Origin of the sequence: Knoellia locipacati (genome assembly GCF_044791685.1) — a bacterium.
GTDB classification, from domain to species: Bacteria; Actinomycetota; Actinomycetes; order Actinomycetales; family Dermatophilaceae; genus Knoellia; species Knoellia locipacati_A.
In genome coordinates this window covers 1,617,405-1,640,940 of the sequence record NZ_CP087730.1, presented here as the reverse complement: position 1 = coordinate 1,640,940, position 23,536 = coordinate 1,617,405, and the positions used below count along the sequence as shown (strand labels likewise).

23 protein-coding genes are annotated in these 23,536 nt (G+C 70.3%); 11 read left to right on the top strand and 12 right to left on the bottom strand.

Annotated elements, in window-relative coordinates; genetic code table 11:
- Positions 1 to 47: 47 nt before the first annotated feature.
- Complete coding sequence (locus tag LL946_RS07665; protein WP_404386419.1) at positions 48 to 1,151, bottom strand: mandelate racemase/muconate lactonizing enzyme family protein; 1,104 nt, start codon at positions 1,149 to 1,151, stop codon at positions 48 to 50.
- 256 nt (positions 1,152 to 1,407) lie between these two features.
- The gene (locus LL946_RS07660; RefSeq protein ID WP_404386417.1) at positions 1,408 to 2,301 is read right to left on the bottom strand and encodes a LysR substrate-binding domain-containing protein; all 894 of its coding nucleotides are present in this window, start codon (positions 2,299 to 2,301) and stop codon (positions 1,408 to 1,410) included.
- 108 nt (positions 2,302 to 2,409) lie between these two features.
- Between LL946_RS07660 and LL946_RS07655 the strand changes: the two genes are divergently transcribed.
- Complete coding sequence (locus tag LL946_RS07655; RefSeq protein ID WP_404386415.1) at positions 2,410 to 3,630, top strand: acetyl-CoA C-acetyltransferase; 1,221 nt, start codon at positions 2,410 to 2,412, stop codon at positions 3,628 to 3,630.
- Positions 3,630 to 4,415 (top strand): 3-oxoadipate enol-lactonase, encoded by a 786-nt coding sequence (gene pcaD, locus LL946_RS07650; RefSeq protein WP_404386413.1) that lies wholly within the window; start codon positions 3,630 to 3,632, stop codon positions 4,413 to 4,415. Before LL946_RS07655 ends, pcaD begins: the two co-directional genes overlap by 1 nt.
- Positions 4,416 to 4,462: 47 nt before the next feature.
- On the opposite strand, the gene LL946_RS07645 is transcribed toward pcaD, so the two are convergent.
- From LL946_RS07645 to LL946_RS07600, 10 genes are read right to left on the bottom strand one after another with little or no spacing between them, the layout of a single operon-like run.
- A complete protein-coding gene (locus tag LL946_RS07645; protein WP_404386411.1) occupies positions 4,463 to 5,266 on the bottom strand; it encodes a mesaconyl-C4 CoA hydratase in 804 nt (267 codons plus the stop codon).
- Positions 5,263 to 6,114 (bottom strand): HpcH/HpaI aldolase/citrate lyase family protein, encoded by an 852-nt coding sequence (locus LL946_RS07640; protein ID WP_404386409.1) that lies wholly within the window; start codon positions 6,112 to 6,114, stop codon positions 5,263 to 5,265. The genes LL946_RS07645 and LL946_RS07640 overlap by 4 nt, the downstream gene beginning before the upstream one ends.
- 2 nt (positions 6,115 to 6,116) lie before the next feature.
- The gene (locus LL946_RS07635) at positions 6,117 to 7,292 is read right to left on the bottom strand and encodes an acyl-CoA dehydrogenase family protein (protein WP_404386407.1); all 1,176 of its coding nucleotides are present in this window, start codon (positions 7,290 to 7,292) and stop codon (positions 6,117 to 6,119) included.
- Between the two features lie 36 nt (positions 7,293 to 7,328).
- Positions 7,329 to 8,135 (bottom strand): enoyl-CoA hydratase/isomerase family protein, encoded by an 807-nt coding sequence (locus LL946_RS07630; RefSeq protein WP_404386405.1) that lies wholly within the window; start codon positions 8,133 to 8,135, stop codon positions 7,329 to 7,331.
- 1 nt (position 8,136) lies between these two features.
- Complete coding sequence (locus LL946_RS07625) at positions 8,137 to 8,622, bottom strand: MaoC family dehydratase (RefSeq protein WP_404386403.1); 486 nt, start codon at positions 8,620 to 8,622, stop codon at positions 8,137 to 8,139.
- Positions 8,622 to 9,362: a 3-oxoacyl-ACP reductase FabG gene (gene fabG / locus LL946_RS07620; protein WP_404386401.1), complete on the bottom strand. Its 741-nt coding sequence runs from the start codon at positions 9,360 to 9,362 to the stop codon at positions 8,622 to 8,624. The genes LL946_RS07625 and fabG overlap by 1 nt, the downstream gene beginning before the upstream one ends.
- The gene (locus LL946_RS07615) at positions 9,362 to 10,216 is read right to left on the bottom strand and encodes an enoyl-CoA hydratase-related protein (protein WP_404386399.1); all 855 of its coding nucleotides are present in this window, start codon (positions 10,214 to 10,216) and stop codon (positions 9,362 to 9,364) included. Before LL946_RS07615 ends, fabG begins: the two co-directional genes overlap by 1 nt.
- Complete coding sequence (locus LL946_RS07610) at positions 10,213 to 11,823, bottom strand: tripartite tricarboxylate transporter permease (protein ID WP_404386397.1); 1,611 nt, start codon at positions 11,821 to 11,823, stop codon at positions 10,213 to 10,215. Before LL946_RS07610 ends, LL946_RS07615 begins: the two co-directional genes overlap by 4 nt.
- Complete coding sequence (locus LL946_RS07605) at positions 11,823 to 12,287, bottom strand: tripartite tricarboxylate transporter TctB family protein (protein ID WP_404386395.1); 465 nt, start codon at positions 12,285 to 12,287, stop codon at positions 11,823 to 11,825. The genes LL946_RS07610 and LL946_RS07605 overlap by 1 nt, the downstream gene beginning before the upstream one ends.
- Before the next feature lie 7 nt (positions 12,288 to 12,294).
- Positions 12,295 to 13,275, bottom strand: coding sequence for a tripartite tricarboxylate transporter substrate binding protein (locus LL946_RS07600; RefSeq protein ID WP_404386393.1), 981 nt, complete (start codon positions 13,273 to 13,275; stop codon positions 12,295 to 12,297).
- A gap of 269 nt (positions 13,276 to 13,544) precedes the next feature.
- Here LL946_RS07600 and LL946_RS07595 point away from each other — a divergent pair, with 269 nt between their 5' ends.
- The 9 genes from LL946_RS07595 (at position 13,545) to LL946_RS07555 (ending at position 23,534) form a co-directional block, all read left to right on the top strand.
- The gene (locus LL946_RS07595) at positions 13,545 to 14,336 is read left to right on the top strand and encodes an SDR family oxidoreductase (RefSeq protein WP_404386391.1); all 792 of its coding nucleotides are present in this window, start codon (positions 13,545 to 13,547) and stop codon (positions 14,334 to 14,336) included.
- Positions 14,329 to 15,579: a CaiB/BaiF CoA transferase family protein gene (locus LL946_RS07590; RefSeq protein ID WP_404386389.1), complete on the top strand. Its 1,251-nt coding sequence runs from the start codon at positions 14,329 to 14,331 to the stop codon at positions 15,577 to 15,579. The genes LL946_RS07595 and LL946_RS07590 overlap by 8 nt, the downstream gene beginning before the upstream one ends.
- Entirely contained in the window at positions 15,572 to 16,786 is a 1,215-nt protein-coding gene (locus tag LL946_RS07585) for an acetyl-CoA C-acetyltransferase (protein ID WP_404386387.1), read from the top strand. Before LL946_RS07590 ends, LL946_RS07585 begins: the two co-directional genes overlap by 8 nt.
- Before the next feature lie 40 nt (positions 16,787 to 16,826).
- A complete protein-coding gene (locus LL946_RS07580) occupies positions 16,827 to 17,741 on the top strand; it encodes a LysR family transcriptional regulator (protein ID WP_404386385.1) in 915 nt (304 codons plus the stop codon).
- Between the two features lie 142 nt (positions 17,742 to 17,883).
- Positions 17,884 to 18,768, top strand: coding sequence for an FhaA domain-containing protein (locus tag LL946_RS07575; RefSeq protein WP_404386383.1), 885 nt, complete (start codon positions 17,884 to 17,886; stop codon positions 18,766 to 18,768).
- Positions 18,769 to 18,787: 19 nt separating this feature from the next.
- Positions 18,788 to 19,318, top strand: a complete 531-nt coding sequence (locus LL946_RS07570) for an FHA domain-containing protein (protein WP_404386381.1) — start codon at positions 18,788 to 18,790, stop codon at positions 19,316 to 19,318.
- Positions 19,319 to 19,321: 3 nt separating this feature from the next.
- Entirely contained in the window at positions 19,322 to 20,701 is a 1,380-nt protein-coding gene (locus tag LL946_RS07565) for a PP2C family protein-serine/threonine phosphatase (RefSeq protein WP_404386379.1), read from the top strand.
- Complete coding sequence (locus tag LL946_RS07560) at positions 20,698 to 22,080, top strand: FtsW/RodA/SpoVE family cell cycle protein (RefSeq protein WP_404386825.1); 1,383 nt, start codon at positions 20,698 to 20,700, stop codon at positions 22,078 to 22,080. The genes LL946_RS07565 and LL946_RS07560 overlap by 4 nt, the downstream gene beginning before the upstream one ends.
- On the top strand, positions 22,077 to 23,534 hold the full coding sequence (locus tag LL946_RS07555) for a peptidoglycan D,D-transpeptidase FtsI family protein (RefSeq protein ID WP_404386377.1): 1,458 nt from the start codon (positions 22,077 to 22,079) through the stop codon (positions 23,532 to 23,534). Before LL946_RS07560 ends, LL946_RS07555 begins: the two co-directional genes overlap by 4 nt.
- The last annotated feature ends 2 nt before the right edge of the window (positions 23,535 to 23,536 follow it).

The following is a 23,536-nucleotide window of genomic DNA, read 5'->3' as shown; positions in this document are numbered from 1 at the left end:
GGTCGTGCCTTTCATCGTGGCGGCGTCGTTGCCGTCGGTGGGGAACTTCAGGTGTCCTTGCGGTAGTGAGCGAGCTTGTCCTCGTCGATCTCGATGCCGAGGCCGACGCCCTGGCGCACCCGGAGCGAGCCCTGCGAGATCTCGAGGGGCTCGGCGAGCAGGTCGTCGGTCTGGTCGAGGAAGTTCGACAGCTCGGCCGGACGCCGGGCGGTGGTCGGGAAGGCCGCACCGAACGCCGCCGCGCACAGGGAACCGATCTGGCTGTCGATCTGGTTGCCGATGACGACGTCGACGCCGAGCCCCTCGCAAAGCCCGACGATTCGCTGGCTCGTCGTGAAGCCGGTGCGGGAGGTCTTGATGCTGATCCCGTTGGCGGCGCCGCCGAGCAGCTCCCGGGTCACCTCGCCGGGGCGGGCGACGCTCTCGTCGGCGAACATCGGGATCGTGCTCTGCGAGACGAGCCAGCGCCGGCCGAGGACGTCGTCGGCAGGACACAGCTCCTCGGCGAAGGTGAGGTCGAGGTCGGCCATCTGGCGCAGCGCGCGGGCCGCGTCGCGGGCGCTCCACCCGCGGTTGCCGTCGATGTAGAGCTCGACGTCCGGTCCCAGGCCCTCCCGGAGCGCGCGCACCGCGGCGACGTCGTCGGTGAAGGGGTCGCGGCCGACCTTGACCTTGAACGTCGTGATGCCGTAGGTGTCACGGATCCGCTCGGCCTCGGCCACCATCTCGGCAGGCGGGGCGAACCCGACCATGTGCGAGACGCGGAGCCGGTCGGTGAAGCCGCCGAGCAGCTCGCTCACCGAGACCCCCAGCGACTGGCCGAGGACGTCCCAGATCGCCATGTCGATGGCCGCCTTGGCGACAGGGTTGGCGACGGTGCGGTTCATGCGGGCGTGGACGACCTCCCGCTCGAGGACGCCGAGGCCGGTGATGGCGGGCGCGAAGAGCTGGTCGATGACCGCTGTCACCGACGCCTGGGTCTCGCCGTAGGTGAAGGGGCGAGGCGGGGCGTCCGCGGTGCCGACGAGTCCGTCGTCGGTGTGGACCCGCACGAGCACGTGCTCGGCCGCGAGGATCTCGCCACTCGCGAAGCGCAGGGGCTTGCGGTACGGGATCGCGTAGGGGATCGCCTCGACGGCCGTGATCTTCACGTGAGCTCCTTGTCGAGCCCGGCAGCGGTACCGGACCCTGTCGAGTCTGCTCGCCCGATCTTGTCGTGTGAAGTACGCAGATCCGTGACACTGAGAGGCTGCGCCTCTCAAACAGGCGCCCGTATGCCGTCCGGCCAGGTGCGCTCCCGCTCCCCGGACCGCCCGGCATACCCACTCATTGCCCCACGACCACCCAAACCGCCACGAAAAGGGCCACCACCGGTGGTCCTGGGGCAAGAAGTCGCGGTGAGGCCGGTCAGTCCGGGGTGGTGAGCAGCGAGCGCAGGGCCTCGAGGATCCGCAGGACGTGGGGCGAGCGCTCGTCGCCGCGCGTCGCCACGGCGAGCTCGACGAACGATGGTTCCCCTACGAGCGGGCGGTACACGGCGCCGGTGATGGTGAGGTGCCGTACCGGTTCGGGGACGAGCGCGACCCCGAGCCCTGCGGCGACGAACACGACGAGAGTGGAGGTCTCACTCACCTCCTGCACGACCTTGGGCACGAAGCCCGCACGCTGGCAGGCGTCGAAGGTGGCGTCGTGGAGCACGGACCGGTGGCGCGACGGGTAGGTGATGAACGGCTCGTCCCGCAGGTCCTCGAGCCGGATGCCGTCCCGCTCGGCCAGCGGGTGGGCGGCCGGCAGCACCGCGATGAGCGGCTCCTGCCGCAGGACCCGAACGCGCAGACCGGGGTCGCGCACGGGCGGTCGCAGGATGCAGATGTCGAGCGTGCCGTCGCGCAGCCCCTCCTCCTGCGCCGGCGTCAGCAGCTCACCGCGCAGGTCGAGCACGATGTCCGGGCACGCCTTCCGCAGGGCCGGGACGATGGTGGGGAGCAGGTCGTAGGTCGCCGAGCCGATCAGACCCAGGGCAACCCGGCCGACCTCACCCGCCGCCACCCGCTGCGCCTCGTCGCCGGCGTGGTCGACGTCGGCGAGGATCGCGCGCGCCCGGTCCAGGAACCGCTCGCCGGCCGGGGTCAGCTCGACCCGGCGCGTCGACCGGTTGAGGAGCACGACCCCGATCTCGGCCTCGAGCTGCTTGATCTGCTGCGACAGCGGGGGTTGCGCCATGTGGAGGCGCTGCGCGGCCCGGCCGAAGTGCAGCTCCTCGGCGACGGCGACGTAGTAGCGCAGGTGACGGAGCTCCACCCTCGGAACGGTAGGGGACGTCATACGACATCGTCCAGACGTTCGACGTCATGGTGATGCCGGAATGAGTATTGGCCCGTCTCTATCCGGCGAACCTACCCTCGAGACATGACCCTCGACGACGTCGTCATCTGCTCACCCCTGCGTACGCCGGTGGGGCGGTTCGGTGGCGCCTTCGCGTCCCTCACGGCAGCCGACCTCGCGAGTGGTCTGCTGCGCGAGCTCGCCACACGGACCGGCCTCGGCGAGGGGGAGGTCGACGACGTCATCCTCGGCCAGTGCTACCCCAGCGGCGAGGCGCCCGCGATCGGCCGCATCGCCGCCCTCGACGCCGGACTCGGCACGGGCGTGCCCGGCGTGCAGGTCGACCGCCGCTGCGGGTCGGGTCTCCAGGCCATCCTGTATGCCGTGCTCCAGGTAGCGTCCGGCGGTGCCACCACCATCGTGGCCGGCGGGGTGGAGTCGATGTCGCAGGTCGAGCACTACGCGCTCGGGCTGCGCACGGGGGTTCGCGGCGACGGGGTGCAGCTCATGGACCGGCTCGCCCGGGCCCGCGTGACCGCCGGCGGCCGTGACCACCCGATCGAGGGCGGGATGCTCGAGACCGCGGAGAACGTGCGCGCGAAGTACGGCATCAGCCGCGAGGACCAGGACGCGTGGGCGCTGCGATCGCAGCAGGCCACCGCGGCGGCCGTCGCGGCCGGCCGGTTCGACGACGAGATCGTGCCGGTGACCGTGCCCGCCCGTCGTGGCGAGCCGGTGACCGTCTCGGCCGACGAGCACCCCCGCCCCGAGACGACGGCCGAGGTGCTCGCCGGGCTGCGTCCGGTGCGCGTGAAGCTCGACCCCGAGTCCACCGTCACCGCGGGCAACGCGAGCGGCCAGAACGACGGCGCCGCGATGTGCGTCGTGACGACCCGGGCCGAGGCGCAGCGTCGCGGCCTCGACCCGATGCTGCGGCTCACGTCGTGGGCGGTCTCGGGGGTCGAGCCCGAGCTCATGGGCATCGGCCCGGTGCCGTCGGCCCGGCTCGCTCTGGAGCGGGCCGGTCTGGCGTTCGCCGACCTCGACCTCATCGAGCTCAACGAGGCGTTCGCCTCGCAGGTCATCGCGAGCATCCGGGAGTGGGGGCTCACCGACGCCGAGGTCGAGCGGGTCAACGTCAACGGGTCCGGCATCTCCCTGGGCCACCCGGTCGGGGCCACCGGCGGGCGGATCCTCGCGACGATGGCGCACGAGCTGCGCCGCCGCGAGGGCCGCTACGCGCTCGAGACGATGTGCATCGGTGGCGGGCAGGGCCTCGCGGCCGTCTTCGAGCGGGTGACCTGATGGGGATCGTCGACGTGGCCCATCGCATCGAGAGGGACGCGTCCCTCCCCGCGGACGCCCCGACGGTCGTCCTCTCCAACTCGCTCGGATCGGCGATGTCGATGTGGGACGCGCAGGTGCCCGAGCTGTCGCGGGTCGCCCAGGTCGTCCGCTACGACGTCCGAGGGCACGGGGAGTCGCCGGTCGTCCCGGGGCCGTACTCCCTCGACGACCTCGCCGATGACGTCATCGCCCTGCTCGACCGGCTCGGCCTGGCGAAGGTGCACTTCGTCGGGCTGTCGCTCGGTGGGATGACCGGGATGCGGCTCGCCGCGCGCAACCCCGAGCGCGTCGACCGGCTCGTCGTCCTCTGCACCTCCCCGCGACTCGAGCCCACCCAGGGCTGGCACGACCGCGCCGCGACCGTGCGCGAGGGCGGCACCTCCACTGTGGCCGAGGCGGTCGTGTCGCGCTGGTACACCGAGGGCTTCCGCACGTCCGAGCCCGCTCGGGTCGCCTCGGCGATCGCGACGGTGAGCGCGACGCCGGCTGAGGGCTATGCCGGGTGCTGCGAGGCGATCGCCGGCATGGACCTGCGGCCCGACCTCCCCTTGATCGTGGCGCCGACCCTGGCGATCGCGGGCGACGACGACCCGGCGACGCCGCCGCCCCACCTCCAGCTCATCGCCGACTCGGTGCAGGACGGGAACTGTCTCGTCGTTCCCGACTCGGCCCACCTCGCCAACGACGAGCAGCCCGGCACCATCACCCCGGCGATCCTCCGCCACCTGGGCCTCACCCACTGACGCGCTCTCCCTCGCCTCGCGACACGACCGGACCTCCGGTCGGAAGGTCAGGGGAGGGGTCGGGTGGTGCTCGTGGCCGTGACGCGGCCGGTGAGGTCGCGAGCCTCTGCACCCTGACCGGACTGGTCCAGGGCCAGGACGAGGGGCTGCGGACCGACCATCGGGGCGACGAGTCGGAACGCGAACTCTCGCCCGACGAGGTCGGTTCCGCTGCGACGCAGGAACTCTCCCATCATGAGCGCCTGCAGCGGACCGTGGACGACGAGGTCGTCGTAGCCCTCGTGCCGGGCCCACTCGCGGTCGTAGTGGATCCGGTGTGCGTTCCACGTCACGGCGGAGAACCGGAAGAGCAGGGTCTCGTCGACATCAAGGGTGAGGTGCAGCCCAACCGGGACGGGCGCCGACACCGACTGGTCGGTGACGGGCAGCGAACCTGCCCCGGGAGCGCGGTAGACGATGTCTTGCTCCTCGACGATGCAGAGCTGGTCGTCCTGGGTGATCTCGTGGCGCACGGTGACGAAGGTCAGGGGTCCTGACCGCCCCCGCTTCTCGGTGGTGCTGGCCACGAGGACGGCGCGCGTGGCGGGGGCGCCGATCCGGAGCAGGGCGTGCGTCTCGACCCGGCCGCCGGCGAACATCCGACGCATGCCGGGAGCCGCCGGTGCGGGGAAGCCCGAGCTCGGGTGCCCGTCCGGTCCGAGCTCTGCTTGACGACGGCGGTCGAGGAGGTAGGTCCAGTGCCAGAGCGGGGGCACGAGCACCCCCATGCCGGGTTGCTCGATGTCGAGCAGCGCCGCCAGGGACTCGGCAGGCTCGTTGGCGATGACCTCGGTGCGTGTCTGGATGGTCATGCGCCGACCCGCGCCCGGTGCAGGACGGCACGCGCCCTTGCGATGACCGGCCCGTCGACCATCTCACCGTCGAGCCGGACCGCACCCATCCCGTCGGCCACGGCCAGAATGCGGCGGGCCCACCGGATCGAGTCCTCGTCCGGCACGAAGGCTGCGTGGATGGCGGCGACCTGCGACGGGTGGATCGCGAGCTTGCCGGTGAACCCGAGGTCACGGGCGTAGGCCGCGTCGTCCAGTGCGGCCTCGGGGTCACCGAGGGCGGTCGTCACGCTCTCCACGGGCCCGGGCAGCCGCGCCACCCGTGACGCCAGCACGATGATGGAACGAGCGTGCAGGAGACCGTCCCGACCCGGTGAGCACCCGAGGTCGGCGGCGAGGTCGAGGTGGCCGACGGCCAGCCGTGCCACCGCGTCGACGCCGGCCAGATCCTGGGCCCGAGCCACTCCGACGGCGGTCTCGACCTGCGCCACGAGCGGGACCTGCGCCCCGAGCGCGTCGGCGAACACCCGCAGCGCCTCGGGGTCCTCCGCCATGGGTACGACGACCGCGACGAGCGAGTCGAGGCCGCCCAGTGCCCGCAGGTCGGCCGTGCGCTCGGCGCTGTCGAGCGCGTTCACACGGACGGCGGCAGGCCCACCAGCGCGCAGCCAGCCCGAGACCGCCGTCCGCGCGGCGTCCTTGTGCTCGGCGGCGACGCCGTCCTCGAGGTCGAGCACGACGAGGTCGGCGCCCGAGGCGGCTGCCTTGTCGAAGCGGTCCGGCCGGTCGCCGGGGACGAAGAGGAGCGAGCGAGCGTCCGCGAGGGACGTCACGGCATACGAGGTTCCGGCGGCTTCGGTGGCAGGCACGGTCACACCGGGTTGACGTGGCCGCGCTGGACCAGCTGCTTGGCGATGACGTTCTTCTGGATCTCGTTGGTGCCCTCGCCGACGATCATGAGTGGGGCATCACGGAAGTAGCGCTCCATGTCGAACTCGGTCGAGTAGCCGTAACCACCGTGGATGCGGATGCCGTCGAGCGCGATCTGCATCGCGATCTCCGAGGAGAAGAGCTTGGCCATCCCCGCCTCCATGTCGGCGCGGCGACCATCCTCGAAGGCACGTGCGGCGTACAGGGTCAGCTGGCGGGCGGCGGTGAGCTTCGTCGCCATCTCGGCGAGGTAGTTGCCGATCGACTGGTGCTTCCAGATCGGGGTTCCGAAGGACTCGCGCTCCTGTGCGTACCTCAGTGAGTCCTCAAGTGCGGCCCGGCCGACGCCGAGGGCGCGGGAGGCGACCTGCAGACGGCCCACCTCGAGACCCTTCATCATCTGCGCGAAGCCCTGTCCCTCGGCCTCGCCCAGAAGAGCCGAGGCCTGGACCCGCATCCCGTCGAAGGTGATCTCGCAGGACTCCACGCCCTTGTAGCCGAGCTTGGGCAGGTCACGTGACAGGTGGAAGCCGTCGAGGCCGTCCTCGCCGTCCTTCTCGACGAGGAGGAGCGAGACGCCCCTGTGCTTGGGCCGGGCCCCGGGGTCGGTCTTGACCATGAGCGCGATGAGCTCGGCCTTGCGTGCGTTGGTGATCCACGTCTTCGACCCGTTGACGACGTAGTCGTCGCCGTCGCGACGCGCGGTGGTCCGCATCGACTGGAGGTCTGAGCCGCCGCCGGGCTCGGTGAGGGCCATCGTGGCCCTCAGCTCTCCCGAGGCCATTCGGGGGAGGTAGCGGTCCTTCTGCTCCTGCGTGCCGTAGGTGAGGATGAGCTTGGCGACGACCGTGTGGCCGCCCATGGCACCCGCGAGGCTCATCCACCCTCGTGCCAGCTCCTCGGTGACGAGGCAGTAGGCCGGCAGCGACACCTGCGCCTCACCCCACGGCTCGGGAATCGCGAGTCCGAAGATCCCCATCTCCTTCATCTGGTCGATGAGCTTCCCGGGGTAGGTGTTGGCGTGCTCGAGCTCGTTGACGACCGGCTTGACCTCACGGTTCACGAACTCGCGGACGATCTGGACGATCGCCACTTCCTCTTCGGAGAGGCCTTCCATGGGGGTACTCGCTTTCTCGTTGGCCGGAGGTGGCCGTCAGGTGGTGGTGTGCGCGGCGACCGGGTCGAGCAGCCAGCCACCGTCGAAGGTGGGCTCGCGCTTCTCGACGAAGGCGCGGCGGGCCTCGAGGGCGTCGGTCGCGAGGTTGATCGCGGCTGCTCGCGCCTCGTTGTCCAGGGCGTCACGGAAGCCGATCGCCGAGGACTGGTCGAGCATCGCCTTCGTCTGCGCCAGGGCGACCGGAGGACCCTGGCAGAACCGGCGCGCGAGGTCGTCCACGAAGCCGTCGATCTCGGCCGCCTCCTTGACCCAGGTGACGAGGCCGATCCGGTGCGCCTCCTCGGCATCGACGATCTCGGCGAGCAGGGCGAGTCGCTTGGCCTGCTGGAGCCCCACGACGCGGGGCAGCAACCACGTGCCGCCGAAGTCAACGCTGAGCCCGCGCCGACTGAAGATCTCGGAGAACCGTGCGTCGGGGGTGGCGACAACGACGTCGGCAGCGATCGCGAGGTTGCAGCCGGCGCCCACTGCGACGCCGGAGACCTTGGCAATGACGGGCTTGGGCATCTCGTGCAGGAGCAGCGCCGTGTCGCCGAACCACCTCATGCGGTCGACCGGGTGGCCCGGGCGCCGCTCGGCACCCACGTCGGCACCCGAGCAGAAGTCCCCGCCGGCGCCGGTGACGACCAGGGCCTTGATCCCGACGTCGTCCCGCGCCACCCGGAGCTCGTCCTGCAGATGCTGGATGGTCGAGTCGTCGAGAGCGTTCTTGCGCTCGGGCCGGTTCAGCGTGAGCGTGAGTATGCCGTCCACCCGGTTCGCGATGAGCGTGCGGTCGTCCATGTCAGGCCGTCACCGGAGCGGGCTCGGGCATCAGGTGCCGGATGGTGTCAGCCACGCACGCGGGCCGCGCCTCACCCTCCACCTCGACGGTGCCCCGGACGACGATCCTCACGGCGGAGTCGCTGCGGGTGTCGGCCGAGACGAGCTCGAAGGCAGCCCTGACACGGCTGCCCGAGCGGACCGGGGCGGGGAAACGCACTCGGTCGAGCCCGTAGTTGACGGCCGCCCGCACCCCGCGCACCGTGTAGACCTCGGCAGCCAGGGCGGGCAGGAGGGACAGCACGAGGTAGCCGTGCGCGATGGTCATGCCGTAGGGACCGTCGGCGGCACGTTCGGGGTCGACGTGGATCCACTGGTCGTCACCGGTGGCAACGGCGAAGCGGTCGATCGCCTGCTGGTCGACGCTCACCCAGCCACTCGTGCCGAGCGAGGAGCCGATCGCGTCGGCGAGGTGGCCCGGGCTCTCGAAGATTCTGCGCGCCGACATCAGATGTGCCGCCCGCCCGAGACCTCGAGGACGGTGCCGCTCATGTAGCTCGACAGGTCGCTGGCGAGGAAGACTGCGACGTTGGCGACCTCGACGGCCTCACCGGGTCGGCCCATCGGGATCTCGGCCTTCTTCTGCTCCTTGACGGCCTCAGGCATCGCCTCGGTCATTGCGGTGCGGATGTAGCCGGGCTGGATGGCGTTGACCCGCACGTTCTTGAAGCCGACCTCCTTGCAGGCGGCCTTGGTGAGCCCGACGATGCCCGCCTTGGCGGCCGAGTAGTTCGTCTGCCCCAACATGCCGACCTTGCCGGAGATCGAGGAGATGTTGATGATCGACCCCGTCTCCCGCTCCCGCATGCGCTCGGCAGCCGCCCGCGTGCCGTTCCAGGCACCGCGGAGGTGGACGGCGATGACGTCGTCGAAGTCCTGCTCCGACATCCTGCGCATCGTCGCGTCGCGGGTCATGCCGGCGTTGTTGACCATGACGTCGATCGGCCCGAACGACTCCTCGGCGGCGCGGAGCATGACGTCAACGTCCGTGGTGGACCGGACGTCGCAGTGGACGAATCGCGCCACCTCGTCACCGCCGAGCTCCGCGACGGCCGCGGCCCCCGCCTCCTTGTTGATGTCGCCGATCACAACGCGAGCACCCTCACGGATGAAGGCTCGGGCGATCTCGAGGCCGATGCCCTGCGCGCCGCCGGTGACGACGGCGACCTTGTTCTCGAGCAGTGCCATCAGTTCTCTTCCTTCGTGCTGGGTTGGTGGCGGGGTGACAGGTGGCGCGTCGCCCGATAGCCCGACTGGGACCAGGCCGGTGGACGACGCGATGCGAAGGCCGCCAACCCTTCCGCCGCCTCGGAGGAGGTGCGCGCGAGGATGTGCGCGCGGAGCAGGTCGTCCCGCAGATGTGCTCGGGTGAGGTGGCCCTTGGTGTGCCGGACCGCTCCCGGGGCACAGCGAAGCACCTCGACGACGAGCTCCTCGGAGCGTCGTGCCAGCTCCCCTCCGTCGACGACCTCGTGCACAAGACCCGTCCGGACCGCCTCGACGGCGTCGAAGGTCTCTCCTGTGACGGCATAGCGCCGCAGGTGACGTCCGGACATCGCCCGCGTGAGTTGTGGGAGGACGATCGACGGTTCGAGACCCCACCGCACCTCGGCCACGGAGAAGGTGGCCCCCTCCGCCGCGACGACGACGTCGGCAGCCGCAGCAAGTCCCGTGCCGCCACCGAAGCAGCTGCCCTGAACGAGGCAGATCACAGGCACCGGCAGGGCCTCCAGCCGTTCGACCGCCGTGGCGGTGAGCGCCGAGGCAGCGGCGTTCTCCTCGACGGAGGACTCACGAACCCGGGCCACCCAGTCGAGGTCCGCGCCCGCCTGGAAGTGGCGACCTTCGCCCGAGAGCACGACGACACGAAGGTCCTCGACGCACTCGAGGTCGTCGAGCGCCGCGTGCCAGGACCGGAGCAGGTCCCCGTCGTAGGCGTTTCCGCATTCAGGTCGCTGCAGGCGCAAACTGGCGACGCCTCGCTCGTCGACCGCAAGACCCACAACTGGGCGCTCTGCGGTCGGGGCCTCGGCCGTGGTCACCGCAGCGACTTCGACATCGGCCGGTCGTCGTCGACGGGCGACTCGGTCTCGCGGGCGTGGTCGATGGGCTTGTCCACCTCGGACGCGTCGTCCATCGCTGCGTGCTCCAACAGCTCGGCGCCGCTCTGCGCGCGGCCCCGCAGGGCCGAGAACGTGCTGAAGGCGAGCAGGAGGACGACGATGAGGAGCACGACCGCGGTGAACGGGCGCTGCACGAAGATCGAAAGACTCCCGTCCGAGAGCAGCATCGTCTGGCGGAACGAGCCCTCGAGGATCGGGCCGAGGACGAAGGCGAGCACGAGCGGGCCGGGCTCGAACCCGGTCTTCTTCATGAGCCACCCGACGATGCCGAACCCGAGCACGATCCACATGTCCGTCACGTCGTTGTTGATCGAGTAGACGCCGGTCATGGTGACGAGCAGGGCGAAGGCGCCGAGGACGGCGGGTCGCACCCGGAGCAGCTGGACGAAGAGGCCCACCAGCGGCACGTTCAGGATGAGCAGGATGACGTTGCCGATGATCATCGAGGCCATGACGCCCCAGAAGATGTCGGGGTGGTCGTTGATGAGCGTCGGACCGGGCGTGATGCCCTGGATGGTCAGGGCACCGAAGATCAGGGCGAGCACGACGTTCGAGGGCAGGCCAAGGGTGAGCAGCGGCACGAACGCCGAGGTCGAGGAGGCGTTGTTGGCGGTTTCGGGCCCGGCGACACCCTCGATCGCCCCCTTCCCGAAGTTCGCGCGGCCCTTGGCGACCTTCTTCTCGGTGGCGTAGGAGGCCAGCGACGACACGACGCCACCGCCGCCGGGCAGGACGCCGATGAAGAAGCCCAGCACCGAGCCTCGAGCGATCGGACCTCTCGAGTCGTGGAAGTCCTGGCGCGTCGGCCAGATGTTCTTCACCTTGGAGGTGAGCAGCTTGACGGGGGTGTCCTGCTCGATGCTGTGGAGGATCTCGCCGACGCCGAAGAGGCCCATCGCGACGGCGACGAAGTCGAAGCCGTCCATGAGGGAGAGCTGGCCGAACGTGAACCGCGTGGCTCCGCTGATCGGGTCCTGCCCGACGGTCGCGAGCAGGAGCCCGACCGCAGCCATCGCCATGGCCTTGAACGGGTGCTTGGTGCCGAGGTAGGTCACGAGCAGAAGGCCGAGGACCGCGAGGGCGACGTACTCGGGCGGGCCCACCCTGACGGCCACCGAGGCGAGGGTGGGCGCCAGCAGAATGAGTCCGATCACCGACACCGTGCCGCCGATGAACGACCCGACGGCACTGATGCCCAGGGCGGCCCCGGCGCGGCCCCGTTTGGCCATCTCGTATCCGTCGATGCTCGTGACGACCGATGCGGCCTCACCGGGCAGGCGGAGCAGGACCGACGTGATGGTCCCGCCGTACATCGAGCCGTAGTAGATGCCCGCGAGCATGATGACCGCGGTTGCGGGCTCGAGTGTGTAGGTCAGCGGCAAGAGCAGAGCGATGGTGGCCGACGGCCCCAGTCCGGGGAGAACCCCGATGACGGTGCCGATGAGGACACCAAGGAACACGTAGAGCAGGTTCTGTGCGCTGGCTGCCGTGGAGAATCCTTCGACGACGCCGTTGAAGATGTCCATCAGAGTCCGATCTCGATGCCGGTCGCCCGCGCCAGCAGGCCCGACGGGAAGGGCACGTCGAGGAGCTGGCCGAAGAGGACGTAGACGACGACCGCCCCGACCACGGCGAGCACGAGCGAGCGCTGCCACGTCTCACGACCGAGGAAGCGCAGCCAGACGAAGAGCAGCGCCGCACCCGAGACGATGAAGCCGAGGTATTGAAAGAGGGGGATGAAGACGCCCAGCGCGACGAAGGCCAGGCCGACCTTGCGCGAGTGGCTCGTCCAGCGTTCGTAATCGTCCGGGGTGTCCACCGCGAGCAGGACGAGCCCACAGAAGAGCGCCACCACCGCGACGATGAACGGCCACAGCCCGGACCCCGGGGCCGCGAGGCTCCCGAGCGTGAGCCGGACAGCGCCGTATGCCGCGAACGCCCCGATCGCGAGCACTACGGCCGCCCCAAGCCGGTATGCGTGGGCAGTCATCGCCAGCTCAGCTCTTGTTGACGATCGGTGCGTAGGCCTCCGACTGGGCCTCGAACGCCTTCGTGAGCTGCGCGCCGTCGACGAACGTGTCGCCGACGAACTCGTCGCCGATCTGTCCCCGGGTCGCCGAGTCCTTGAGGCATCCCTGGAGCGCTCCGCTCAGCTTCGTCATGACGTTCGCGGGCGTGCCCTTCTTGACCACGATGCCGAAGTACGACATGCCGGCGCCGAGGCTCTCGAAGCCCGAAATCTCCTTCACCGCAGGGGTGTCCGGGAGGTAATCGACCCGGTCGCCGGAGGTGACCCCGAGGATCCGCAGCGTGCCTGCCGCGTGCTGCTTGAGGATGTCGTCGTCGACGACGGCCGTGCCGAAGTCCACCTGCTTGCCCAGGAGTGCGGTCTTCACGCCAGCGGTGCCGTCGAACGGCACCAGGGTGATGGGGGCCCCCGCGCGCTTGAGGGCTTCGAGCTCAACGGCTCCCTGTGAGGAGGCTCCCGGCGCAGCGGCCTTGAGCGAGTCGCTCGATGTGAGCAGGTCCTCGAGGCTCTGGTGGGGCGAGCCCTTGCCGACGATGACGACGTACGGGAACTCCGCGACCTGTCCCACCGGCTGCAGGTCGGCCAGCTTGTAGCCGACCTCGTTGCTCAGCGGGGTGATGACGGCCGAGCTGGTGAGCACCATCTCGAGCGTATGGCCGTCAGCGGGCTTGCCGAGGACGTCGGTCGTGCCGACGGCACCGCTACCTCCGGCCTTGTTCTCGACGATGACGTTCTTGCCGAGGTCCTTCTCGAGGCAGGGGGCCACGGCGCGGGCCGCGATGTCGAGACCACCTCCGGCCGGGTACGGGACGACCATTCGCACGGTCTTGCTGGGATAGCCATCTGCCGAGCCAGCCGCCGCCTGGGACCCTCCACCGCCACCACACGCGGCGAGCGTCAGGACGGCCGTGGATCCGGCCAGGGCTGCAGAAACAGTGCGTCGCGCCATTGCGATTCTCCTCATCAGGGTGGGGTCGAGCGACCCGTCGCTGACCAGACTCCCTGACGACTCATGCGATGGGAAGGACCTATTTGCCATCAATAGGCCCGGCCCCAGGTATCAATCGGTTGAACGCCTCCTCGTAGTCACAGGTATCAATAGCGGACCAAACAAGTCCTTGTAGGTATCTCCCAGTCTCCCTACGGTGGACTCCACCCCGCCCCTCAACAGCGCTTCGAGCGCCCGGCGCGGGCCCACAACGCATGAAGGAGTCAACGATGCTTCCTGACGGTTCTTTCGCCGGCCGGGTCTCGATCGTCACTGGCGGGTCCTCCGGGATCGGCGAGGGGATCGCGACCGAACTTGCCCGACTGGGTTCAGACGTAGTGATCGTCGCGCGACGGCAGGAGGCGCTCGACGCCGCTGTCGCCCGGCTCGCAGTCCACGGCACCCGCATCGGCACCTACGCAGCGGACGTGCGCGACCGGGATAGGGTCGAGGAGGTCGTCGCCGACGTCGTCGCCACCTACGGTCGCATCGACCACCTCGTGAACTCGGCCGCCGGCAACTTCCAGGCCAACCCCGAGGACCTCTCGCAGAACGCGTGGCGCGCAGTCGTGGGCATCGTCCTCGACGGCACGTGGAACTTCACGCAGACCGTCGGACAACACCTCATCCAGCGCGGTGAGGGCGGTTCCATCCTCAACATCGGCACGACGGCCGCGCTCATCGGCGGGCCCAGCACGGTCCACTCCACTGCCGCCAAGGCCGGCGTCCTCGCCATGACGAAGTCGCTCGGCGCGGCTTGGGCGCAGCATGGAATCCGGGTCAATGTCATGACGCCCGGTCCCACTGAGGACACCGGGGCCATGACCTTCCTCTTCGGCGAGGAGGGCCAGTGGGAGGAACAGGTCGCCGCAATCCCACTCAAGCGGATGCTCACCCGGCAGGAGGCCGCGGACGCCTCGGCCTACCTGCTCAGCGACTACGCGGCTTACGTCACCGGTCACAACCTCGTCATCGACGGCGGTCGGTCGCTCGGTCGCGCTGGCGGTGTCTTCAGTGGCTGACCCGCGGACGACCAGCAGCGGACCCCTCAACGGGGTGCGGGTCCTCGACCTCACTCGCGTGATGTCCGGACCCTTCTCCACGATGGTCCTGGCCGACCTGGGTGCCGACGTCATCAAGGTCGAGGAGCCGGGCGTCGGCGATGACACGCGACAGTGGGGACCCCCGTTCATCGGCGAGGAGTCGACCTACTTCCTCAGCATCAACCGAAACAAGCGCAGCCTGGCCGTCGACCTCAAGTCCGAGGGTGGCCGCGCCGCTGTTCTCGAGCTCGCCCGCAGGTCCGACGTAGTCGTCGAGAACTTCCGCCCCGGAGTCGCGACCAAGCTCGGCCTCGGCTACGAGGCGCTGAGCGCCGAGAACCCCGGGCTCGTCTACGCCTCCATCAGCGGCTACGGACAGGCCAGCTCGGAGTCCCGCAAGCCGGGCTACGACCCGATGATGCAAGCCCGCAGCGGCCTCATGAGCATCACCGGTGACGTCGAGGGACTACCAGCCCGTGTGGGTGTGGCAACAGCCGACATCAGCGCCGGCCTGTGGACAGCCATCGGCATCCTCGCGGCGCTCCACCACCGTTCTGTCACCGGACAGGGCCAGTCGCTCGACATCTCGTTGCTCGACGCACAGGTGTCGTGGCTGACCAACGTGGCTAGCGCCTGGTTCGCCTCCGGCGAGGTTCCGGGGCGCTACGGCACCGGGCACCCCAGCATCGTTCCGTCCGAGGCCTTCCGCACGCAGGACGGCCTTCTCATGGTGGCTGCCGGCAACGACGCGATGTGGTTCCGGATGGCTGGCGCCCTCGGCGTGCCCGAGCTCAGCGCGGACGCGCGGTTCGCCACCAACGCCTCCCGCGTCTCGCACCGCGACGAGCTGCGCAGCGAGCTCGAGAAGGTCCTCTCCAGCGACGTGACCAGCACCTGGCTGAACCGACTCGACGCCGCCGGTGTCCCGGCAGCCCGGGTCAACTCGATCGGCGAGGCGCTCACCGATCCACTCCTGGCCGAGCGCGAGATGGTTGTCGAGCTCGAGCACGCGACCGTCGGACCGGTCAGGAGTGTCGGATCACCGCTCAAGCTCTCGGCCACCCCGACCACCATGCGCCACGCACCGCCGGTGCTCGGCCAGCACACCATCGACATCCTCAGGGAGGTCGGCCTGGACGAGGACCTGGTCGAGGACATGATTCGGCGTGGCCAGGCGTCGGATCACCAAGCACGCCGGCCCCAGGAGCCGTCCCATGCGTGACGTCGTCATCTGCGAGCCCGTCCGCACGCCAATCGGACGCTTCGGCGGTGCCTTCCGGGACCTGTCCGCGGCGCAACTCGGCGCCACAGCGCTCCGTGGTCTGGTGGACCGCACCCGGATCGACCCAGGCCTCATCGAGGACGTCATCCTGGGTCACTGCAACGCCTCCAGCGATGCGCCATCGATCGGCCGGGTCGTCGCCTTGGACGCCGAGCTGCCCATCTCGGTCGCCGGCTACCACCTCGACCGGCGCTGCGGGTCCGGGCTCCAGGCCGTTCTCAACGCCGCGATGCAGGTGCAGACCGGCGTGAACGACCTACTCGTCGCGGGCGGCACCGAGAGCATGAGCAACGCGTCGTTCTACTCGACGCAGATGCGCTGGGGGGTGTCCGCACCGGCCGTGCCACTCAACGACAGCCTCGCCCGCGCCCGGGTCATGGCGGGTGGGAGGCACCACCCGGTGCCGGGTGGAATGATCCAGACGGCCGAGAACCTCCGCCGCGAGTACGCCATCACGCGAACGGCGCAGGACGAGCTGGCCGTCGAGTCCCACCGCAGGGCCGTCGCGGCACAGGAGTCGGGCCTCTTCGACGACGAGATCATCCCGGTCGAGGTCCGAGGACCCAAGGGGACGACCCGGATGGTCGACCGTGACGAACACCCCCGCCCCGACGCGGCCGTGGAGAAGCTCGCGACCCTCAAGCCGTTGTTGGGTGCACAGGACTCCGACGCCACCGTGACCGCGGGCAACGCCAGCGGCCAGAACGACGCGGCGGCGATGTGCATAGTCACCTCGAGGGAACGCGCCGACGAGCTCGGGCTCAAGCCGATCGTCAGGCTCGTCTCGTGGGCCGTCGCCGGGGTGCCGCCTCGGACCATGGGCATCGGGCCGGTGCCCGCGTCTGCAGCAGCCCTCGCCAAGGCAGGGCTGACTCTCGCGGACATGGACCTCATCGAGCTCAACGAGGCGTTCGCAGCCCAAGCCCTTGCCGTGACCCACGAGTGGGACCTCGCGCCGTCGGACTTCGAGCGCCTCAACGTCAACGGCTCCGGGATCTCGCTCGGCCACCCGGTTGGCGCGACCGGCGCGCGCATCCTCGCGACCCTCTCGCGCGAGATGCAGAGAAGGTCGGCGAGATACGCCCTGGAGACGATGTGCATCGGTGGTGGGCAGGGACTTGCGGCGGTCTTCGAGAGGGTGGACTGAGTCCCTCGTGGGCACTCCCGGGCTGTGACATGCTGCCGACGTGGAGATCCGGCACCTGCGCTACTTCGTCGTGGTCGCGGAGGAGCTGCACTTCAACCGAGCGGCTCAGAGGCTTCACATCCAACAGCCGCCGCTGAGCCGTCAGATCCGGCAGCTGGAGAACGAGATCGGGGCCGAGCTCTTCGAGCGCACAACGCGTTCGGTCAAGCTGACCGCTGCCGGGCGTGCCTTCGAGAAGGAGGCTCGCGAGATCCTGCACCGGGTCGACATCGCCGCAGCCGCCGCCCAACGTGCTGCACAGGGCATCACCGGGAGGTTGGGAGTCGGCTTCACCGGCTCGAACACCTACTCGTTGCTCCCGGTGGTCGCGAGCAACTTCCGTCGCGAGTTCCCTGACGCCGAGCTCCACGCCGAGGGCGAGATGCTTTCGCCGGCCCAGTCCGAGGCACTCGTGACGGGCCGGCTGGACGCCTGTTTCGGCCGACTCGCCTTCCCTCGCCCCGAGCTGGAGTCGCGGGTGGTTTGGGCCGAGCCCCTGGCCGTGGTTCTACCGCGGGACCACCGGCTGGCAGGCGCGGACCGGATCCGCCTCGACGACCTGGCCCACGACCCCTTCGTTACGTACGACAGCCGCGTCGGCTCGACAATGTTTGAGGCCACGATCGCGACGTGCAGGACGGCAGGCTTCTCACCACGCATCATCCAGGAGGTCACGCAGACCTCCACCCTGATCGCGCTCGTCGCAGCAGGGTTCGGCGTCGCCATCGCCCCTGAGTCGGTGCGGCACATCCAGGTGACCGGTGCCGTGCACAAACCGCTCGAGTGGCCCAAGGCCTCGAGCGACCTCGTCCTCGCCTGGCGACGGGACAACGACCTTCCCCTCCTCCGGCGGTTCATCGAGATGGTAGGGCGCTCCGACCTGGGCGAAGACTTCACCGCCGAGCAGCAAGCCTGATGGTGGGATCACGCCGGCCTGTCCATCGTCTCCAGACATCGTTCACGCCCGCCTCGCGAGCCACCACAGTCCCGGCAGATAGCATCGCAACGGACATCGGCCACGACGAGGCTGAGCGCGACGACGAGCAAGGAGGTGTGCCGTGGGCCTGTTCGACCGCATGGAGGGCAAGCTCGAGCGCGCCGTCAACGGCGTCTTCGCCAAGGCCTTCCGCTCCGAGGTGCAGCCCGTCGAGATCGCGAGCGCCATCCGGCGAGCGATGGACGACCGCGCCGCGACCGCCGGCAAGGGCCGCAGCCTCGTGCCCAACGTCTTCACGATCGAGCTGAGCGAGACCGACTACGAGCGCCTCACCGAGCACGGGGTCGAGCTCGAGAACGAGCTCATCGCCGCCGCCGAGGAGCACGCCGACAGCCAGCACTACCAGCCGGGCGGGCCGATCGACATCCTCTTCGACGAGGACACCGAGCTCGAGACCGGCGTCTTCCGGATCCGCCCGAGCACCGCGAAGCGCCCGCGCGCCACCGGGATGACCGGCCAGCACCAGCCCCTTCCGTCCCGGACCGCCGACCCGTATGCCGGCCGCCCGCCCGCCGCCTCGGCCGCACCTCCCGCAGCCGCTCCCGCCGCGCGGACCCGGCCACCCCGGGGCCAGGAGGACGACGACCTCGGTGAGACCACGGCATACCGACCGGCGAAGCCCCCGGCCAAGCCGCGCCGGACCAACCCGGCCGACCGGCCGTGGCTCGACGTCGACGGCGAGCGCTACCCCCTCATGGGCGCGATCACGGTCCTGGGCCGTGACGACAGCGCCGACATCATCCTCGACGACCCCGGGATCTCGCGTCGGCACAGCGAGATCCGCGTGACCCAGGACGGTCCCAACACCGTCGCCACGATCCGCGACCTCGGGTCGACCAACGGCACGTTCGTCAACGGCGAGCCCATCACGACCGAGCACCTCGAGGGCGGCGACCGGATCACCGTCGGCCGGACCTCGGTGACCTACCGCGCCGGTCGGAAGTGACAGGAGTGAGCACGACTCGATGAGTGAACTCACCATCACCGTCATGCGCCTTGGGCTCCTCGTGGCGCTCTGGGCCTTCGTCATCGCCGTCGTCGGCGTCCTGCGCGGCGACCTCTACGGCACCCAGGTCACGCCCCGTCGAGCCGTCCCCCCTCGCGGCAGCACCCCGCGACCAGTGGCCCGTGGCGCCGCACCGGCTTCCGTCCCCGCGGAGCAGCGACCCGTCGGCCGCCGCTTCAACGCCCGTGCCGCCAGCCGCGACCCCAGCCACCTGCGCGTCATGAGCGGGCCGCTCGCCGGCACGAGCCTGCCGCTGCGCGAGGCCGGCATCCTCATCGGCCGCAGCCCGGAGTCCGCGCTCGTCCTCGAGGACGACTTCGCCTCCGGCCGCCACGCCCGCATCTACAAGGGTCCCGAGGGCTGGGTCGTCGAGGACCTCGGCTCGACCAACGGCACCTTCATCGGTCCCCAGCGGCTCACCACCGCGACGCCGGTGACCACCGGCACCGAGATCCGGTTCGGGACGACTATCGTCGAGCTCCGGAGGTAGCCCGTGGGTATCGCGTTCCACTTCGCTGCCCGCTCCGACGTCGGGATGGTGCGGACCAACAACGAGGACAGCGGGTATGCCGGCCCGCACCTTCTCGCGATGGCCGACGGCATGGGCGGCCACGCCGGCGGCGACGTCGCCTCCTCGACGATCCTCGGCGCCCTCGTGCCGCTCGACGGCGAGTCCTTCTCGGGGGTCGACGCCACCAAGGCCCTGCTGCGGCGGATCACCGCGGCCAACGCGGCGCTCGGCAACCTCGCCGAGGACGACCCCGAGCTCGACGGCATGGGCACGACGCTCATCGCCATCCTGCGGGCCCGCGACAAGCTCGTCCTCGCGCACATCGGCGACTCGCGTGCCTATGTCGTCCGTGACGGCGAGGTCAGCCAGATCACCAAGGACCACAGCTTCGTCCAGTCCCTCGTCGACGAGGGACGGATCACCCCCGAGGAGGCGACGACGCACCCTCAGCGCTCGCTCGTGACGCGGGTGCTCACCGGCGCCGAGGGTGAGGAGCCCGACGTCGTCGTGCGCCGGGCGATCGTCGGCGACCGCTACCTCATCTGCTCCGACGGCCTGTCCGACTACGTCACCCGCCAGACCATCGACGAGGTCCTCACCACCGAGCGCAAGCCCGGTGACTGCGCCGAGCGTCTCGTCCAGCTGGCGCTGCGAGCCGGCGCCCCGGACAACGTCACCGTCGTCATCGGCGACGTCGTCGACCTCACCAAGGGCCCGGTGCCGAGCGACTCACCCGAGGTCGTCGGCGCCGCAGCGGCCATCCGCTCGCACACCCGCCCGATCCCCGTGACACCGGCGGCCAAGGCGGCCGCGCTGTCGCAGGAGGCCAGCGGGGCCGCCGACGACGACCTGCACCTCGCCGACGAGGGACCGCGCAGCCGCACGGGCACGGTGCTGCGAGGACTCGGGGCCGCAGTCCTCGCGCTCGTGCTGCTCGTCGGTGGCGGCTACGCCGCCTACGCGTGGACGCAGGCGCAGTTCTACGTCGGCGTCAACGACGGCCGGGTCACCGTGTTCAAGGGCGTCGACCAGACGATCGGCCCGATCGACCTCTCGAGCCCCGAGACGATGAGCGGCATCGTCGTCGAGGACCTGCCCGACTTCTACCGCGCCCAGCTCGCGCGCGGGATCACGATGAAGACCCGCTCCGACGCCGCCGCCCTCGTCAGCAACCTCGAGGTGCAGGCCCAGGCGTGCCGCTACGCCCAGACCCAGGGCCGTGACTGCGCGACCGTCCCCTCGACGTGGACGACGCCCACGCCCACACCGACTCCCACCCCGACCACCTCGGGCAGCCCGGCGCCGTCGCCGAGCGCGACGGTGACGGGGTCACCGGCCCCGACCGCCAGCCCGAACGCATGACCACCGTCTCCGCCATCCCCGCGCGCAAGGGCCGCAACGTCGAGCTCGGGCTCCTCGTCTTCGCGGTGGCGATCGTCGCGCTCGCCTACGTCAACGTCGGCATCGCAGTCGAGGGCGCCGTGCCCCCGAGCCTCGTCGCGGTCGGCACCGGCTTCCTCCTCATCACCGCCGCCTTCCACATCACGATGCGGCTGCGCGCGCCCTACGCCGACCCGCTCATCCTCCCGATCGCCACCCTGCTCAACGGCCTCGGGCTCGTCATGATCAACCGGCTCGACCTCGCCAACGGCCGCGACCTCGCCGAGGGCATGGCTCTGCGCCAGCTCATGTGGAGCGCCCTCGCGGCCGCCCTCGCCATCGCGGCGCTCATCATCCTGCGCGACCACCGCATCCTGCGCCGCTACACCTACCTCGCCGGCGCCATCGGCTTCGGGCTCCTCGTCCTGCCGCTCGTGCCGGGCCTCGGCGTCGAGAACTACGGCTCGCGGATCTGGATCGCGCTCGGGCCGTTCTCGTTCCAGCCTGGTGAGATCGCCAAGATCGTGCTCGCGGTGTTCTTCGCCGGCTACCTCGTCCAGACCCGCGACGCCCTCTCCGTGGCCGGTCGCCGGATCCTCGGCCTGACCCTGCCGCGAGCGCGCGACCTCGGCCCGATCCTCGTCGCGTGGATGCTGTCCGTCGGGGTCCTCGTCCTCGAGAAGGACCTCGGCTCCTCGCTGCTCTTCTTCGGCCTCTTCGTCGCGATGCTCTACATCGCCACCGAGCGGACGTCGTGGGTCGCCATCGGCCTGCTCCTCTTCGGCGTTGGCTGCTGGGTCGCCAACCTGCTCTTCGACCACGTGCAGCGCCGTGTCCTGCTCTGGCTCGACACGTTCAGCCGGGAGGCGCTCGACACCTCCGACCAGCTGGCGCGCGGGCTCATGGGCATGGCCTCCGGCGGCATGGTCGGCACCGGCCTGGGGCGCGGACGACCCGACCTCACCTACTTCGCCGAGAGCGACTTCATCATCCCCAGCTTCGGCGAGGAGATCGGGCTCATCGGGCTCTTCGCCCTGCTCATCCTCTACGTGCTCCTCGTCGAGCGCGGCCTGCGCACCGCCATCGGTGCCCGCGACGGCTTCGGCAAGCTCCTCGCCTCCGGCCTCGCCTTCTCGGTCGCCCTCCAGTGCTTCGTCGTCGTCGGCGGTGTCACGCGGGTCATCCCGCTGACCGGCCTGACGATGCCGTTCCTCTCGCAGGGCGGCTCCTCCCTCCTCGCGAACTGGACGCTCGTCGCGCTCCTGCTGCGCATCAGCGACCACGCCCGCCGTCCTGTCCCCGACCCGGAGGCCCCCAACCCCGTGGCCAACGAACAGACCCAGGTGGTGAAGCTGAGGTGAACCAGCCGATCCGCCGTCTCTCCTTCGTCGTCGCCCTGCTCTTCGCCTCGCTGCTCGTCTCGACGACGCTCATCCAGTTCGTCTGGGCCAAGGAGCTCAACGCGCGACCCGACAACCGCCGGACCCTGCTCAGCAGCTACGCCCGCGAGCGCGGCCAGATCCTCGTCGGCGACACCGCCATCGCGAAGTCGGTCCCGGCCAGCAACGAGTACAAGTGGCTGCGCACCTACCCGCAGGGGACGGCATACGCGCACGTCACCGGCTACTACTCCTTCTACGGCGCCGGCGGCGGCCTCGAGCAGGCCGAGAACGGGCTGCTCTCGGGCAGCAGCGACAAGCTCGCGTTCCGGCGGGTGTCCGACCTCTTCACCGGCCGCAAGACCACCGGCGCGAGCCTCGAGCTGACCATCGACGCTGCCGTGCAGCAGGCCGCGATCAAGGCGCTCGACGGGCGCAAGGGCGCCGCGGTCGCGCTCAACCCGTCCACCGGCGAGATCCTCGCGATGGTGAGCAACCCGACCTACAACCCGTCCCCGCTCTCGGGACACGACCTCGCCAAGGTCGACGCGGCATACAAGGGTCTCAACGGCAACGCGAACAAGCCGCTCGTCAACCGGGCGATCGGCGGCGACCTCTACCCGCCGGGCTCGACGTTCAAGATCGTCACGGCTGCGGCCGCCCTCTCGAGCGGGAGGTTCGCGCCCGACACCGTGCTGCCCGGGCCGGCCGAGCTCGACCTGCCGCAGACGACCGTCGGCCTGCCCAACTTCGGCGACCGCTCGTGCGGCCCGGACGACAGGACGACGTTCCTGCGCGCCATGGCGACGTCCTGCAACAGCGCCTTCGGCTACCTCGGCCTCGAGCTCGGCGCCGACGCGCTGCGCGACCAGGCGGCGAAGTTCGGTGTGGGAGACCAGATCTCGATCCCCATGCGGGTCACGCCGAGCTCAGTCCCGGCCGAGCTCAACCAGCCGCAGCTGGCACAGTCGGCCGTCGGCCAGTACGACGTGCGCGTCACCCCGCTCCAGGTCGCGATGTTCAGCGCCGGGGTCGCCAACCGCGGCATCGTCATGAAGCCGCACCTCGTGCGCTCGGTGCTCTCGAGCGACCTCAGCGTCATCGAGCGGGCCGAGCCCGAGGAGCTCTCGGAGGCCGTGAGCCCCGAGGTCGCCGCGCAGCTCACCGAGATGATGGAGGCCGTCGTCGAGGACGGCAGCGGCGAGCCCGCGCAGATCGACGGGGTGCGCGTCGCCGGCAAGACCGGCACCGCCGAGACCGACCGGGTCTCGCGCGCCCATGCCTGGTTCACCGGCTTCGCACCGGCCAACGACCCCCAGATCGCTGTCGCGGTGGTCGTCGAGAACGGTGGGGACCCCGACAGCGAGGCCCGCGGAGGTGGCGCCGTCGGCGGCCCCATCGCCAAGGCCATGATCGAAGCAGGGCTGAAGAAGTGAGG